The sequence below is a fragment of the Marinobacter sp. THAF197a genome (genome assembly GCF_009363275.1).
Lineage (GTDB): Bacteria > Pseudomonadota > Gammaproteobacteria > Pseudomonadales > Oleiphilaceae > Marinobacter.
In genome coordinates, this window is record NZ_CP045324.1 from 743,468 (window position 1) to 758,830 (window position 15,363).

14 protein-coding genes are annotated in these 15,363 nt (G+C 55.0%); 10 read left to right on the forward strand and 4 right to left on the reverse strand.

Annotated elements, in window-relative coordinates; translation table 11 throughout:
• Positions 1-114: 114 nt before the first annotated feature.
• From FIV08_RS03410 to FIV08_RS03440, 7 genes are all read left to right on the forward strand, one after another.
• Entirely contained in the window at positions 115-603 is a 489-nt protein-coding gene (locus tag FIV08_RS03410; protein WP_152439583.1) for a GspH/FimT family pseudopilin, read from the forward strand.
• Positions 588-1,076: a type IV pilus modification protein PilV gene (pilV, locus tag FIV08_RS03415; protein WP_216646166.1), complete on the forward strand. Its 489-nt coding sequence runs from the start codon at positions 588-590 to the stop codon at positions 1,074-1,076. Before FIV08_RS03410 ends, pilV begins: the two co-directional genes overlap by 16 nt.
• The gene (locus FIV08_RS03420; RefSeq protein ID WP_216646167.1) at positions 1,073-2,107 is read left to right on the forward strand and encodes a PilW family protein; all 1,035 of its coding nucleotides are present in this window, start codon (positions 1,073-1,075) and stop codon (positions 2,105-2,107) included. The genes pilV and FIV08_RS03420 overlap by 4 nt, the downstream gene beginning before the upstream one ends.
• On the forward strand, positions 2,104-2,622 hold the full coding sequence (locus tag FIV08_RS03425) for a pilus assembly PilX family protein (protein ID WP_152437342.1): 519 nt from the start codon (positions 2,104-2,106) through the stop codon (positions 2,620-2,622). The genes FIV08_RS03420 and FIV08_RS03425 overlap by 4 nt, the downstream gene beginning before the upstream one ends.
• Before the next feature lie 23 nt (positions 2,623-2,645).
• Positions 2,646-6,110: a pilus assembly protein gene (locus tag FIV08_RS03430; protein WP_216646168.1), complete on the forward strand. Its 3,465-nt coding sequence runs from the start codon at positions 2,646-2,648 to the stop codon at positions 6,108-6,110.
• A 66-nt stretch (positions 6,111-6,176) separates the two neighbouring features.
• Positions 6,177-6,581 (forward strand): type IV pilin protein, encoded by a 405-nt coding sequence (locus FIV08_RS03435; protein WP_152437343.1) that lies wholly within the window; start codon positions 6,177-6,179, stop codon positions 6,579-6,581.
• 28 nt (positions 6,582-6,609) lie between these two features.
• Positions 6,610-6,888: a hypothetical protein gene (locus FIV08_RS03440; protein WP_152437344.1), complete on the forward strand. Its 279-nt coding sequence runs from the start codon at positions 6,610-6,612 to the stop codon at positions 6,886-6,888.
• A 32-nt stretch (positions 6,889-6,920) separates the two neighbouring features.
• On the opposite strand, the gene FIV08_RS03445 is transcribed toward FIV08_RS03440, so the two are convergent.
• From FIV08_RS03445 to FIV08_RS03455, 3 genes are all read right to left on the reverse strand, one after another.
• Positions 6,921-7,427 (reverse strand): GspH/FimT family pseudopilin, encoded by a 507-nt coding sequence (locus tag FIV08_RS03445; protein WP_172972312.1) that lies wholly within the window; start codon positions 7,425-7,427, stop codon positions 6,921-6,923.
• A 109-nt stretch (positions 7,428-7,536) separates the two neighbouring features.
• Entirely contained in the window at positions 7,537-8,922 is a 1,386-nt protein-coding gene (locus FIV08_RS03450) for a sigma-54-dependent transcriptional regulator (RefSeq protein WP_152437346.1), read from the reverse strand.
• Between the two features lie 54 nt (positions 8,923-8,976).
• Complete coding sequence (locus FIV08_RS03455) at positions 8,977-10,623, reverse strand: sensor histidine kinase (protein ID WP_152437347.1); 1,647 nt, start codon at positions 10,621-10,623, stop codon at positions 8,977-8,979.
• A 93-nt stretch (positions 10,624-10,716) separates the two neighbouring features.
• Between FIV08_RS03455 and FIV08_RS03460 the strand changes: the two genes are divergently transcribed.
• Positions 10,717-12,381 (forward strand): NAD+ synthase, encoded by a 1,665-nt coding sequence (locus FIV08_RS03460; RefSeq protein ID WP_152437348.1) that lies wholly within the window; start codon positions 10,717-10,719, stop codon positions 12,379-12,381.
• Between the two features lie 70 nt (positions 12,382-12,451).
• On the opposite strand, the gene FIV08_RS03465 is transcribed toward FIV08_RS03460, so the two are convergent.
• The gene (locus FIV08_RS03465) at positions 12,452-13,285 is read right to left on the reverse strand and encodes an outer membrane protein assembly factor BamD (RefSeq protein ID WP_152437349.1); all 834 of its coding nucleotides are present in this window, start codon (positions 13,283-13,285) and stop codon (positions 12,452-12,454) included.
• Positions 13,286-13,348: 63 nt separating this feature from the next.
• On the opposite strand from FIV08_RS03465, the gene rluD reads away from it, so the two are divergent.
• The gene (rluD, locus tag FIV08_RS03470) at positions 13,349-14,326 is read left to right on the forward strand and encodes a 23S rRNA pseudouridine(1911/1915/1917) synthase RluD (protein WP_138438110.1); all 978 of its coding nucleotides are present in this window, start codon (positions 13,349-13,351) and stop codon (positions 14,324-14,326) included.
• Positions 14,316-15,071, forward strand: coding sequence for a peptidoglycan editing factor PgeF (pgeF, locus tag FIV08_RS03475; RefSeq protein ID WP_152437350.1), 756 nt, complete (start codon positions 14,316-14,318; stop codon positions 15,069-15,071). The genes rluD and pgeF overlap by 11 nt, the downstream gene beginning before the upstream one ends.
• The last annotated feature ends 292 nt before the right edge of the window (positions 15,072-15,363 follow it).

A 15,363-nucleotide genomic window follows, 5' to 3' on the forward strand; every position in this document is an offset into this window, starting at 1 on the left:
CACTTTTTCCTAAAGCATCCCGCTTATCCCTGTGCAATAACCGTTTGTCATCTCAATACTGCACCATTCAGTCCCTCTGCCTAGAATGAAATTGGGTTAATAATGGAGTAATCAATGTCACCGCTGATTCAACACCGGGGTTTTACGCTCATTGAGCTCCTCGTCACCTTAGCTGTGCTTGTCATTGTGACAACGGTTGCAGTGCCGAGTTTTCGTAATTTGGCTGAGAGCAATCGAATGACCGGTCTGGCCAACGAAATGGTCGCCGCCATGAACCTGGCCCGCAGTGAAGCTGTGAAGCGGGGAGCTCCAGTCGCTGTCTGCGCAGCAGCAGGTGGATGGGAGGGCGGCTGGTCGGTCCGAGAGGGGGCGGCCTGTACCGGAACCATTCTTAGAGTATGGGATGCGCCGGACGCCGGGCCTACTATGACAACAAAACCGGCCAGTCTCAACAGGGTTACATTTGCGGCCCTGGGCAATAGAGCTAATGCGATCGAATGTATTCATCTTTCAGGCGCGAGTTCTTCAGATGACAGGGTGGTGTTGGTTGGGGCATCTGGCGCTATCAGCGTAGCTCGGAGGGACGAATGTCCGACAACATAATGTTTCAAGCCTCGGGTTATCACCAAGGTTCAAGGCCCATGATGCAGAAAGGTTTCTCACTGATTGAAGTGCTCATTACTGTGCTCATTCTGGCAATAGGCCTATTGGGGCTTGCGTCGCTGCAGGCGAACTCCTTGGTGGGTAATCAGCAGTCCTATATGCGCTCCCAGGCAACCAGTCTTGCCTACGATATGACAGACCGTCTGCGCGCGAACAAAAGGGCGGCTCTCGATGGAGACTATAACTCTTCATTCGGAGATGCTGTCACTTGTGGCGTACCCCAGGGTGGCGGAACCGTTGCAGAGGATGATCTCGAATCCTGGCAAATTGCCTTGGCATGCGCCCTAACGGAGGGTCGTGGGGCCGTAAACGTCGACGGCGGGTCGGGCATTGCAACAATACGCGTGCGTTGGACCAATGGTCGCTCTGGCGGTACCGATACCGAAACGTTTGTAACGAGGACGGCATTGTGAGCATTTCAACCTTCGCACCGTCAAATATGTCCAAGCCTAAGCAGTCTGGATTGTCTCTCATAGAGCTAATGATTGCTGTTGTGCTGGGATTACTGCTTATTGCTGGCGTGATCAATATTTTTCTGGGAACACAGCAAACCAATCGTACACAGGAGGCGCTGGCACGCGTCCAGGAAACGGGCCGATTTGCGGTAGAAATATTGAGCCGTCAGGCTCGAGAAGCTGGTATGAACGGTTGCCCGGCAGGTTCCGTAAACAATCTGCTTGATCCCAATGGAACTGGTTACGATGCCGCCAGTATGGCTGGTTCCGAGCCTTTCTCCTTCATAGATCCGGATGATCTGGATGGTCATGTTAGAGGTCACGTTTTGACCATCAACGGAGCCCGTAGACTTGATTTGAATCTAGAGGCTTCAGGAAACGGATCAGCGGGAGGTGGTGGGCAGGTTCCGCCAATCAATCTGACCAGCAGCAACGGTATTGCCAAGGGAACGATCATTACGGTTGTCGGTGCCGATGGCTATACTTGCGATCTTTTCCAGACAGGATCTGCGCAGAATGCTAACAACTTACAGCGTTCAACGAATGACAACCCTGGCAACTTGAGCGTCTCCCAAGCTCGTGGTGTTTACTCCGCATTCTTCGGACCGATCGAAGTGTTTGAGATGGCGAGCTCCAGTTACTACATCCGAAATAATCCGGCAGGGATTCCCAGTCTCTATGTCTTGTCCCGAGGCGATCTGGACGAAGTCGTTGAGGGTGTGTACGACATGCGGTTGGAATATGGTATCGACAGCAACGGAAATGGTCGTGTTAACCAGTACGTTAATCATGAAAGTATGACTGCGAACCAGTGGGAGCAGGCAGCAACGATAAGGATTCATTTGCTTGCCTATAACGGTGAAGAGGGCCAGGTATTAGAAACCGCGCAAACCGGTTTGTTGTTCCGAGATTCACTATTCAATGCCCCTGATAACCGTCTTTATCAGGTGTTCACCACCACCGTTGCTGTTAGAAACATGGTGCTATGATGAGTGTTTTCTATATTTTTGAGAACCGTGAAAGTCAGCAAGGCTCTGCGTTAATCATTTCATTGCTGCTGCTGTTCATTTTGACGATCCTTGCCCTTGCCGGGGCCAGAAACTCCGTTCTGCAGGAGCGGATGACTGGGAACATGGTCGATCGAAATATGGCATTCCAAGCTGCCGAGGCGGCGATGTCGGAAGGTGAGCGGGAACTTCGGGCCGGCGGATTCCGCAATGCAATATCGGAACGTGAAAACCCGGGAAACCCCGACAGCTGGATTACGTTTTTCAACGATACCAGTAATGCGGGCTCTGTCTACGATTTTGATCTGAATATCTCATCGGACGATTATAATTACGAACTTTTCGCCAGCCCAAGGTTCGTTATTGAAGAGCTGCCGCAAGCCCCGAATTTGGTGGCTGACCAACCCCCCCTGCCAAGCCTGTTCCGAATTACCGTCATAGGCCAGGGTGGTACGGAAAACTCGATTGTTATCTTGCAGTCTGCGTCTCGACTCTGAGTAAACTCAACGGAGTGCTCACTATGAATAAGTTCAAACTACCTGCCGTTGCCCGAAAGCTGGGCGTGATGTTCGCTAGCGCGTTGATGGCATCGGTAACGCTTTCTTCAGCCACTGCTTATGCTGCGATCGCTCAAAAGCCATTGTTTTTGACCGGGGAGGGGTTGCCTCCGAATGTTCTGCTCATTCCGGATACCTCTGAGAGTATGCAGGAGGGACTAATTGACGGCCGGGTGGCATTAGACTTTTCAAGCTGCACACCGGGACAGATTACAAATCCGTCCGTGTGTGTAGCCGGCGCCGCAAACACGCAAAGTAAGGCAAGTATTGTTAAGCGCACTGGGTTGGCTTTGATAGACGATTATATGGACCAGATAAATCTGGGATTGCTGTCCTATCAACAAAGCCCGGCAAGCAGAAGTAGGGATGACTTTAATTCTGGAGGAACGGTCCGTTGGAGATTGGTCGAGCGTTTGTTGGATGTTCGCTATTCCAACAACGCCAATCCTAGCTGGTATCAGCCTGCAACCGAGCAGGCATGGAACTCGGATATAAAAACTAACCGAATACCTAGTCCCCGTGGAGGAAATCGATGGGTTTTCTTCAATACTAGCGTAGTTGGGTACGATTGGAATACCTCTGACGGCACGTTTGGATTACCAACTAGTGACAGGGTTTTGTTTACCGAAGAGACCAATACTCGAGATACCGCCAATGTTCCGCCCGAATGGTTCCGGCACACATGGTCACAAATGACCGGTTCTGGTGGGTTGACGAACCTTGGCACGGTGGATATCTATATGACAGATATCCTGAGACAGCGGGGCATTAGCTCTTGGGGGAGAAGTGTGCTTTTCCTTCCACTTAATCAGGTGGAGTGGAGAAGCACTTCAGCGCCAGGTCTTGGCTATTTGCATGTTCCAATCGGCGGGCGAAACGCTGACGGCACTCTGGACTCAAACCATTGGGATCGTTTGCGCACCAAGCTGCAACCGCAGAGAGTGGATTGGAATGGATCCGGTAACCCCATGACGGATTCATCCTGGCCACTTGTCGCAGCAGGATTAACGCCACTCGAGGGTACAATGTTGACCGCCCGAGACTACTTCATGGGTGAACGTACGTACTTTAACAATGCTCAAGGAAGAGCGAATAGGGCCCCGATACCACAGAGTTGCGATGCTAATGCGGCTATCTGGATAACTGATGGTTTGCCGTCGGTCAGTTCTGATGGGACACCTTTAGGGCAGAATCCGGTGCTGGCTGTGAGACAGGCTGCAGACGCGGTTGCAACATTCCATGGCGATACAGATATTCCTCTCTATGTGATTGGGTTTGCTATGCCGCCTGGCGTAGGCGGTTTGTTTGCAGGTCAAACTGACTTCCCTACTGGTAACCCGTTAGACCTTTTGGCTGAAAAAGGCGGTACTGGAAGTGCTTATGATGCTTCTTCAGAGGCAGAGCTAAAAAATATAATGGACGAAATATTCTCGCAGATCGTGCAGGAAGCGAGGGGAAGCGCTGCTTCAGCAGCAGCAAGCTCAACCAGTCTCCAGACAGACACAGCTATTTTTGTTGCGGGCTTCGACTCTCGTGACTGGACCGGTGAGCTAAAGGCGTTCAGGGTTAACCGAAGAGAATCGGATGAAGATTCTTTGTTGGATGAATCTCCGGCCTGGAATGCCGAGGATAAATTGCCTGCTCCAGGAAGTCGAAACATTCTTACATGGGTTCCGGATAGCTCCGCAACTGGATCTGTTGATTGGGCTAAGGGCGATACTAAACCCTTTACAACCTCTGGAAGTGGACTCAGTGCCGCTCAGATCTCCGTACTTTCTGCTGGTGGGGTTGATGTAGATGATCTCGTTGGGTGGTTGCGTGGGGATCAATCCAACGAGGGGGCTGAGCCTGGCGATCTTCGTCGGCGGACACGGGTGTTGGGCGACATCGTTAATTCCAGCCCGTTGTATATTAGAAACCAGAATTTCAACTATCAGTTATTCCCAGAGACTGAGGGCGGAACCAAGTATAATGCGTTTCTAGACGCTAATCGTACTAAAGCTCCTTTAATAGCCGTGGCTTCCAATAATGGCATGCTGCACGTGTTTGATGCCCGGTTGCCTTGTCGATCTGGCGAAACTGCGGCTTCTGACGGTTGCTCCGCTGATGGTGGCAAAGAGGTATTCTCGTATGTTCCCAATGCGCTAATGTCTCGTCTCCCCAATCTTGCCAAGCAAAATTATGATCGAGAGTATTATTTTGATGGTTCTCCTCGCATTGGCCATGTTTATGATGGTACCGACTGGCGTCGAATCCTGGTTGCTAGTCTGGGGGCTGGAGGCAAGGCAGTTGTTGCTATCGACATAGATTCCCAAGAAGTTTTGTGGGAACTCGATGCATCTCATAACGATAATCTTGGTTATGTCCTGGGAGATCCGATTCTTGGCAAAGCTGCAAGCGGCGAGTGGATAACGGTTATTCCCAACGGGTATGACAGCGTTAATAATCGGGCCTCTTTGATTATTCTGAATACATTGACCGGTGAGGAAATCACAACTTGGACCCCAACAGGCTCCAACCCTTCCGGTAACGCGATGTTTGAACCATTGCCGCTTGATGTGACCGGAGACCGGAGGATTGACCGGATCTACGCTGGTGACTTGGAGGGCAATCTCTGGCGTTATGACCTTGACCCGCGAGGCCCTGGGCAGTGGGGAGTGATCAATAGCCTCAGGTCTGGTGGCAATGATGGTCCGCTGTTCAAGGCTGTGTCGCCCGAGGGGCAGAAGCAGCCAATCACCGTGCGCCCAAATGCGGCAAGGGACTCTTCTGGAATTATTCATCTGGTCTTTGGCACAGGTAAGTATTTTGAAGTTGGTGATAATGCGGTAGCCAATGTCCCCACTCAGTCTCTCTACGGTATTCGCGATGAAGACGACACGGTTGCTCGGTCGGACTTGCTCGAACAATCAATTATCTATGAGGGTACGGAGCACGGTTTTGATGTTCGGGTCTCCACTGACCTGGTTGTTGGTAGTAATAGAAAAGGTTGGAGACTTGATCTTATCTATGATGGCCAGAACAATGGCGAACGACTGGTGCAGAACCCGATTATCCGAGGCAGCAGAGCCGTATTTGCAACCTTGATACCTGAGCCGAACCCCGATCCATGTGAACCGGGTGATGGTACTGGTTGGATTATGGAAATAGATGCTTTCAACGGTGCTCGCTTGAGCCAGTCACCGTGGGACCTCAGTGGCGACGGCTTCGGTGAAGAGAGCTTTGTTAATGTGCCTGGTCTGGGTCTGGTTCCAGCCAGCGGTATTCGTTCACCAGTTGGTATCCCAACGATTCCTGCAGTGGTTGAAGATCATCAGTTGAGTGATCGCGAATACAAGTTCGTGGTTGGCTCAACCGGTGACGTCTGGGAACTCCCTGATGAATCGCGGGATGGCGCTGGCCGTCAATTCTGGCGCCAGTTGCGGTAATCAAGTCAGGGCAAGGAGCGGCCAGCTATCAGGGCCGCTCTTTTATCATTTTCGAGGTATTAGGTTATGGTTTTAAAACGGCGTCACCATCAGGGATTCACCCTGATCGAGTTGATGATTGTAGTGGCGATTATCGGGATTATTGCTGCCATCGCTTACCCTTCTTATCAGCGATATGTGCTCAATTCATACCGAACAACGGCTGCGGGTTGCGTGATTGAGCTGGCGCAGGCGATGGAGCGGCAGTTTACAGCCTCCATGAGGTATCCGGCAGCGTTACCTGTGCGGGGCTGCACAACAGAAAGCAATATGGATGATAGGTATTCATTTGCTCTGGATGGCGATAACTCGTCGACAACAACGTTCCGAATCACCGCAACACCTCAAGGCGCCCAGACTGCTGATGCGTGCGGAACGCTGGCCTTGAGTCATACCGGGCAGCGCGAGGCAGATGAAACAGGTTGTTGGTAAGCGTATAAATGGTTCAGGAGTACTGTTCATGAAAAAAATATGCATACTGGTTCTAATGCTGTTTTCCCCCCTTGCTTTAGCTAATGAGCGGGTTGTGGTGGTGGAAAACGCGGACTCCATCGCTGTTACCAGAGTCGTTGTTGCTTCAGGTGAGTACTTTCACTTTTCTCCCTCAGCAGTTAAGAGCAAAGATAAGCGTTATACGCTGTCTGATATAACTCCGGGTCGAAATCTGGTGATTGAAACTGAAGTTGGTCGCAACCAGCAAAAACAGATCGTTCAATGGCAGATGATCGAGTCGTTGTAAGCGTTCATTCTTTATTGTTCATTGTTGATTGGCTATTCATGAACAATACGAGGCCTCCCGCTCCAGCTGACGATAATTTTGCTTCTGGAGCGCTCTATGTCCTCCAGGGCATTAAGGGTAACTTCAATTCGGCCAGGGGTGCCCTTGGTCTCTCCGGTGCCCCGAAACTGAAAGAAGTTTTTGGTGGCCGGGAAAGCTAGCAACTGATTGTGTTTTGGTGCTGGGAGCACCTTCTTAAGGAATTCTTCGTTTGTGATCTCTTTCTGGTTTAATGGATCCAGAAATATTCCAAGTGGCTCATTCCAATTGTTGGTGCATTTGTTTTCTTGTACCGGACAAATCGTCACCAAGACGTTGTGAGAGATCGCGGTATATCTTGCAAACTGAAGGGCTTGATAGAGTTCACGGACTTCGGATTGGTGTTTGCTTCTCTGTATCAGGCCAGAAAAGCTCGGATAAGCCATTGTGATAAGCGTTGTGAGTACGATAAGGCTGACAAGTAGTTCGAGCAGGGTAAACCCTGCGTAGCGAGTATTCATGGTGCGTCCTTGCGTTTGTGTGAGAGACCAGATCCTTCCGGTCATTTGCCTAGCAGATGCTATCGTTGGATGCTGACCAAATCTGTGAACCAGTTTGGCCTAGTTGCAATTACTCCATCCCCAACTTCTTCAACCGATACCTCAACGCCCGAAAACTGATCCCCAGCCTCTTGGCCGCCGCCGTCTTGTTCCACCGGGTTGCCTCTAGCGCCTTCTCAATCGCCTGCCGCTCGATGTTCTCCAGGAAGCCTTCCAGGTCTATTTCCCCCTCGGGCACAGGAGCAGGAGCCTCTGATGTGCCAGTGTCAGAGCTGCGCTCCGATACCGGGGTTCCGGGAATAGCACCGCCACCCAGATGCAAATCACCCGCATCAATAAAATCTTCATCACACAGCGTAAACGCCCGCTCCAGAATGTTCTCCAGCTCCCGCACGTTGCCTGGGAAATCGTATCCCTGCAGGCGTTCGATAGCTCCTGGCGTTAGTTTGGCGGGGTCGCATTCGTACTCTCGGGCGATGCGCTGCAGAATATGGTCGGCCAGCAGGGAAATGTCTTCCGCCCGCTCGCGCAGAGGCGGTACCGCCAGTTCAATCACGTTAATGCGGTAGAACAGGTCCTGACGGAAGCTGCCTTCCTGCACCAGTTCAGGCAGGTTTTTGTGGGTGGCGCTGAGTACGCGGATATCTACTGGCACTTCCTTGGTATCGCCCACCGGGCGCACGGCCTTTTCCTGAATGGCGCGCAGCAGCTTTACCTGCATGGCCAGGGGCAGGTCGGCGACTTCGTCCAGGAACAGGGTGCCGCCGTTGGCGCTGCGGAACAGGCCCTCCTTGTTTTCGACCGCACCGGTAAAGCTGCCTTTCTTATGGCCAAAGAACTCGCTTTCCATCAGTTCCGAAGGGATGGCGCCGCAGTTAACGGCAATAAAGGGGCCATCAGCCCTTGGCCCCTGCATGTGGATCATGCGGGCGACCAGCTCTTTTCCACTGCCGGATTCGCCGCTGATAAACACCGGCGCCTGGCTGCGGGCCAGCTTACGGGTCTGGTTCCGCAGCTTGCGGATTTGTGGGGATTCACCGAGCAGAAGTCCGGGCTCGTCAGCTTCGGCGCTATCCTGGTTCTTGGGTTCGCTCAGCTTCAGGGCGCTGTTCACCAGTTCCCGCAGGCGGGGCAGTTCCACGGGCTTGGAGACAAAATCGAAGGCGCCGGCCTTGAGGGATTCGATGGCGGTGTCCATGCTGCCGTAGGCAGTGATGACGGCTACCGGCGTGCAGGGCGTGTGCTGCTGAATCCAATGCACGAGGTCTATACCGTTGCCGTCCGGCAGGTTCATGTCGGTCAGGCACAACTGGGGTTTATGCTGTTCAAGCAGGGCCCGGGCTGTAGTCAGGTCCGGTGCGGTGTAGGTGGTAATCCCCATTCGGGTGAGGGTGATCTCCAGCAAGTCCCGGATATCCGGTTCGTCGTCAACAATCAGCGCTGTTTGGTGTGTCATTATTTGTGTTCGGTTCCCTGTTGAATTTCAAACGCCCGATGCCCCGCGCCCGGCCTAAATCATCCGCCCGGGATGCGCAAAGGTAATGCGAAAGCGGCAGCCTGGCTGTTCATCTTCCACCAGCGACAAATGCGCCTGGTTGGCCTCGCAAAGTTCCCGGGCCAGGTACAGGCCAAGGCCGGTGCCGCTCTTGTCGGTGGTGAAAAAGGGCTCAAATACCGAGTGTCGGTGTTCCCGTGCAATGCCGGGGCCGAAATCCCGGACATCCACGTAAGCCCGTTCGCCATCGGCGGTGGCGCCAACCACTAATTGTATCCTGTTTTGGCCGGTCTGCTGTTTGCTGTAGCGCAAACCATTGTCACACAGATTCACCATGACCTGTTCAATCTGGCTCTTGTCAAAGCGGGCAGGCGGTACGGCATCGTCTGCCAGTAATTCAATGATGGCTTTGGAGCCGTCGTCTCGGGTCTGCTGGAAGTCCTGAGTGAATTCGGTCAGCCAGTCCCTCACGTCCACTTGCTCTGAGTTGGCCGCCCTGCGCCGGGACAGGTCGAGCACGTTCTCAATAATGCCGTTCACCCGCTTCGAGTGTCGGCGAATGATATCCAGCATCTGTTTGTCGCCTTTGTCCAGGTTGGGCGACTCTTCCATCAGCTGTGCTGCGTGGCTGATGGCCCCGAGGGGGTTGCGGATCTCATGGGCGATGCCTGCCGTCAGGCGCCCTAGCGACGCCAGCTTCATTTGCTGGGCTTGCTGGGTGACTTTGCTCATGTCCTCGATGAACACCAGAATCTGGTCGCCCCGCTCCTGATCCAGTTGGGTAAAGTTGGCCTGTAGCAGGGGGGAGGTGGGCGACGCCTGAAACGGTTCGATGCGCATGTTGGGGTTTTTTAGCCAGGCCTCCAGACCTTTGCGCAACGGTTTGGGCAGTAATCGGTTTTGGTGCTCTGCGCTACCCTGGCTGTTGACCGAACCGAAAAGCAGCTCCTCCGCCGCTGCGTTAGCCAGTCGGACCTGACCAAAACGGTCCAGTACCAGAATGCCCGTTCGCATGCGCTGGATGATCTGCTGGTTGATCTGCTCCAACTCTGCAATGCTTCGGGCTCTGCTGGTGGCAAGAGCCTCGCTGCGCATCATGCGCTTTGAGATGCCTTGCAGAACAAAGGCAGCGGCAAAGTAGAGGATGCCCAGTGAACCGGCACGAACAATGTCGTCTGCAGATTCGTTGATCACCAGCACCGCCCAGCCGGAGATGCCCAGGGAGCAGATGGCCGCGAGGGCGGCATAGAAGGTGCCCATGCGACTGGGGTTGAGGATGTTCCCGGCCGCAACGGAGACAATGACCAGATTGGCGAGGCCGTTGGTGATGCCGGTGCTGGCGAGTAATAGCCCATGCATTATCAAGATATCGATCAGGATAGACAGCGTGATGTGCCGTTGCCGGGGCTGCAGTCTGGCCAGCAGCATCAGGCCAACAAAGGCGTTGATGGCGAGATAAGACACCGCGCCCGCCTGGTAATAATCCAGCCAGCGAAATTTGGAATCGGTGGTGAATGGGTCCACAAACAGCAGGCCGACCAGCATCAGGCTGATCACCAGCCGGTAATGATTGTAGATGCGGAACAGCCTTACCTGCTGATGGTGTGCTCGTGGCCCGAAAGGAGAGCGCGCGGCTGTGGCTGAAGATGCGTCGGTTACCATGGGTATGGTTATCTGCCTTTGGTCAGGAGAAATCCTTGTCTATGGAGGGTTATAATAGCCTTTTAACGGCAATAAGTTACAGGAGCCCTGATCATGACGGTAACCGGTACAACCACCGAAGACACTGCTGCGCCCCGTAAGCTACGGGTGGTGATGGCCCAGCTGGATTTTCTGGTGGGGGATATTCCTGGCAATACCGACTTGATCATTCAGGCTACCCGTGAGGCAGAGGAGCAGCATCAGGCTGATATCGTGTTGTTCCCGGAGCTTTGCCTGACAGGGTACCCACCGGAAGACCTGTTGCTTCGGCCGAGCCTGGATTTGAGAGTCCAAGAAGCGCTTGAGCGTTTGAAGCAGGCGAATCTGGCCCCCGCCATGATCATTGGTGCGCCTTTCCGCGCGGCGGGCCTGCTCTACAACGCGGCAGTGGTCATCGAAGCGGGGGAAATCCGGGGCCGGTATTTCAAACGCTGCCCACCCAACTACCAGGTATTTGATGAAAAACGCTACTTTGCCGAAGGCTCCCAGACCCTGGTCGTCGACATCAAAGGGGTTCCGGTAGGTATCACGGTGTGTGAAGACCTTTGGAAAGATGGCCCCCTGGAGGATGCGGCAGCCGCTGGTGCCCAGTTGGTCCTGAACCTGAACGCGTCTCCCTACGACATCGACAAGCAGGCCCGCCGCAAGGCGTTGCTGGAGCGAAAAGCCTCGGAAAATCGCGTCAGTATCGTCTATGTCAACCTGGTGGGTGGGCAGGACGAACTGGTGTTTGATGGAGGTTCGATGGTTTATGACCACTCAGGTACTTTGAAAGTCGAAATTCCCCAGTTCACCAACGGCCTGTTCCCGGTGGATTTTCTCGGTGAACACCACTGCCAGCCGGTGTCTCAGCCATTGCCGCCGGAGCCGTCACTGGAAGCGAATGTTTATAATGCGCTAGTCACCGGTGTTCGGGACTATGTTAATAAAAACGGCTTCAAGTCTGTGGTGCTTGGCTTGTCCGGCGGCATTGATTCCGCGGTGACTCTGGCAGTGGCGGCGGATGCCCTGGGCAAGGAGCGGGTGCGGGCGGTGATGATGCCATTCCGTTATACCTCAAGCGCCAGCCTGGAAGACGCGGAAGCCCAGGCGAGGGCTATGGGCGTTCAGTACGATGTGTTCTCCATTGAGCCCATGTACGACACCTTTATGGCGACCCTGGCAAAACCCTTTGAGGGCACGCGCCCGGACACCACGGAAGAAAACCTCCAGGCTCGCCTGCGCGGTGTGTTGCTGATGTCCTTGTCCAACAAGTTTGGCTCTCTGGTGCTGACCACCGGTAACAAAAGCGAGATGGCGGTGGGCTACTCCACGCTCTATGGCGATATGGCCGGCGGCTTCGATGTGCTCAAAGACGTACCGAAAACCCTGGTGTTCCGCCTGGCCTGGTACCGCAACGGCGTGTCACCGGTGATTCCTGAGAGGGTCATTACCCGCCCGCCGTCGGCCGAGCTGGCGCCAGACCAGAAAGACGAAGACAGCCTGCCCGGCTACGACATCCTTGACCAGATTCTGCATTTTTACGTAGAGCGGGATTACAGTGCCGAGGCGATTGTCGCAGAGGGGTTTGCGCGGGCGGATGTTGAGCGGGTGGTGCGCCTGGTGGACATTAACGAGTATAAGCGGCGCCAGGCGCCTATCGGCGTGCGCATTACTGAGCGTGGCTTCGGGAAGGATCGCCGTTACCCGATTACCAATGGCTGGAAGATCGGTTTCTGAGTTCCTGGCTTGAAACAAAAAGGGCCGGCAGTGAAGACTGCCGGCCCTTTTTACTATTACGCTGGTTGGCTTACTCGTCGCCCATCAGGCCAAAGGTGACCACATTGGTGAGCGAGCGATTCTGGCGGCGCAGGCGGTCAGACTGGAATTCGCCGTTCTCATCAAACGCCTCGCTGTTGGGGAAGTTGGTGCGCAGGGTGGCAATGGCATCGCTGGCGCCTTTTTTCAGGTCCATTAACCGGAAGGTATCGGCCAGCAGAATCAGGGCCTCTTCAACGGATGGTGAGGACGGGTAGTTCTCCACAACAAAACGGGCCCGGTTGTTTGCAGCGATGTATGCCTCACGCTTGATGTAATAGCGGGCGGCGTGCAGCTCCAGTTCCGCCATCCGGTTGCGTACGGCGATCATACGCTGGCGGGCATCCGGGGCGTATTCACTGTCCGGGAAGCGGTTCAGCAGTTGGGAGAAATCCCGGAAGGCCTGCAGTTGCTCGCCAGGGTTTCGGGCGGCAACATCAATGGCGAAGTATCGCGCCGCCAGACCGATATCGAGATTATAGGAAGCAAGGCCGCGCATATAGAGCGCGTAGTCCAGGTGTTCGCTCTGCGGATTCAAACGCATGAACCGATCTGCTGCCGCCCGAGATCCCTCGAGGTCAAGATTCTGGTAGCGGGCATAGATCAGGTCCAACTGGGCCTGTTCGGCATAACGGCCGAACGGGTAGTAGGTTTCCAGGGCATCAAGGTTCTGCTCGGCTTCATTGAAGTTGCCGGAGTTCATCGCCTTTCGGGCATTGTCGTAATAGGTCTTCTCCGGCAGCACTTCCACGTCTTTTTTGGAGGCGCAGCCGGTGGCCAGCGCTATCATTGTGGAAAGTAGCAGTAATCGGACAACTGATCTCATGCCGGAATCCCGTATAATGGTCACAACTTGAATGAATTTCGCATTGTAGCAAAAAGAGGCTGAATGTCTTCCAATAACCGGATTACCGGACATTACATAGTACCCCCGCAGCTCAGCGACAAGCGCCTGGACCAGGCCGCCGCCGAGTTGATGCCCGAGCATTCCCGCTCGCGCCTGCAGTCCTGGATCAAAAGTGGCGCCTTGACCGTTAACGGCGCCGTTCGCAAGCCCAGAGACAAGGTGATGCTGGATGACGTTCTCGACCTGGATGCCGAGCCGGAAGTGCAGGTGACCTGGGAAGCCGAGCCCATCAGCCTGGACATTGTCTACGAAGATGAGCACCTGCTGGTGATCAACAAGCCGGCGGGCCTGGTGGTACATCCTGCCGCCGGCCACGCCGATGGCACCCTGGTCAACGCTCTGCTGAATCATGCGCCAGAGGTAGAGAACCTGCCCCGGGCCGGCATTGTTCACCGCCTGGATAAGGACACTTCCGGCATCATGGTGGTGGCCCGAAGCCTGATCGCCCACACCTCCCTGGTGGACCAGCTGCAAACCCGAACCATGGGCCGGGAGTACGAAGCGGTCGTGGTTGGGTCATTGACCGGAGGTGCCACCGTAGACGCACCCATCGGCCGACACCCCCAGGATCGCAAGCGCATGGCCGTGGTCCCGTCCGGAAAACCGGCGGTCACCCACTATCGGTTGCTGGAGCGTTTCGCCGCCCATACCCACATCCAGTGCAAACTGGAAAGCGGCCGAACCCACCAGATCCGCGTACACATGACCCATGTGCGCCACCCCCTGGTGGGCGACCCGGCATACGGCGGCCGCCTCCGCCTGCCCAAGGGCACCACAGAAGAACTTCGCCAGGCGCTGGCTGCGTTTAGCCGCCAGGCCCTGCATGCCAGAAGGCTGACTCTGGAACATCCGGAAACCGGCGAAACCCTCAGCTGGGAAGTGCCGCTGCCGGAAGACATGGTTCAACTCATCGAAGCCCTGCGCAAGCACGCCCGGGAGCTGGAAAACAGTGATTTCTGACAATAACACCCTGACCCCGAGCTGGCGCGCACCAGCTCACGTGCGGGCCCTGTGCACAACCCGAAAAGGTGGTATAAGCCTGCCGCCCTGGGAAGCACTGAACCTGGGCGGGCACGTCAACGACAACCCGGATCACGTGGCTGAAAACCGCAGCCGCCTGGCGGGATTTATCGGCCTGGATGCCAACAACATTGGCTGGCTCAACCAGGTACACGGCACCGGCGTGGTAGAACTCACGCCAGATAACGTTGGGGCGATCCCCGAAGCCGATGCCAGCTACACCCGGCAGCCCGGAATCGCGTGCGCCATCCTCACCGCCGACTGCCTGCCCGTCATCCTGGCAGACACCGACGGCACCGTCATAGGCGCTGCTCACGCTGGCTGGCGTAGCCTTTGCGGCGGCGTACTCGAAAGCCTGATCACCGCCATGGCGGTACCCCCGTCCAACCTCCAGGCCTGGCTCGGCCCCGCCATAGGCCCCGACAGCTTCGAAGTCGGCCCCGAAGTCCGTCAGGCCTTCCTCGACCACAACCCCGATGCTAGCCAGGCTTTCATTCCCTCAAAACAGCGTCCCGGCCACTACCTGGCCAATATCTACCAACTCGCGAGCCAGCGTTTGAAAGCAGCCGGCGTTACGTCCATCTCTGGCGGAAGCTTGTGCACCGTCAACGACAGCGACTGGTTCTTCTCGTATCGACGAGACGGTGAAACCGGAAGAATGGCGACGTTGATCTGGATGAAGTGATCATTAGCCAATAGTCCCTCTTGCCGAAAAGGCGACAAGCACCGAATTCGGCGGGCCGGGGCAGGATCTGCTTCCCGGAACTGTCTGCAGCATGGATGCTGCAGTCAAGCCTACATGGATGTATTCACGGCGTGTTCCGGGAAGCAGATCCTGCCCCAGCCCATGCTCCGCTGTATCATGCCCGAAACCAAGTCTATCGCTCGCCAAGACTGACCGCCGTCAAATTTCTGACGAAATAGCCCCGAGCCAACTTGAAGTCCCCCAGGTTGCCCCTACATTAATTGTCAAAGCA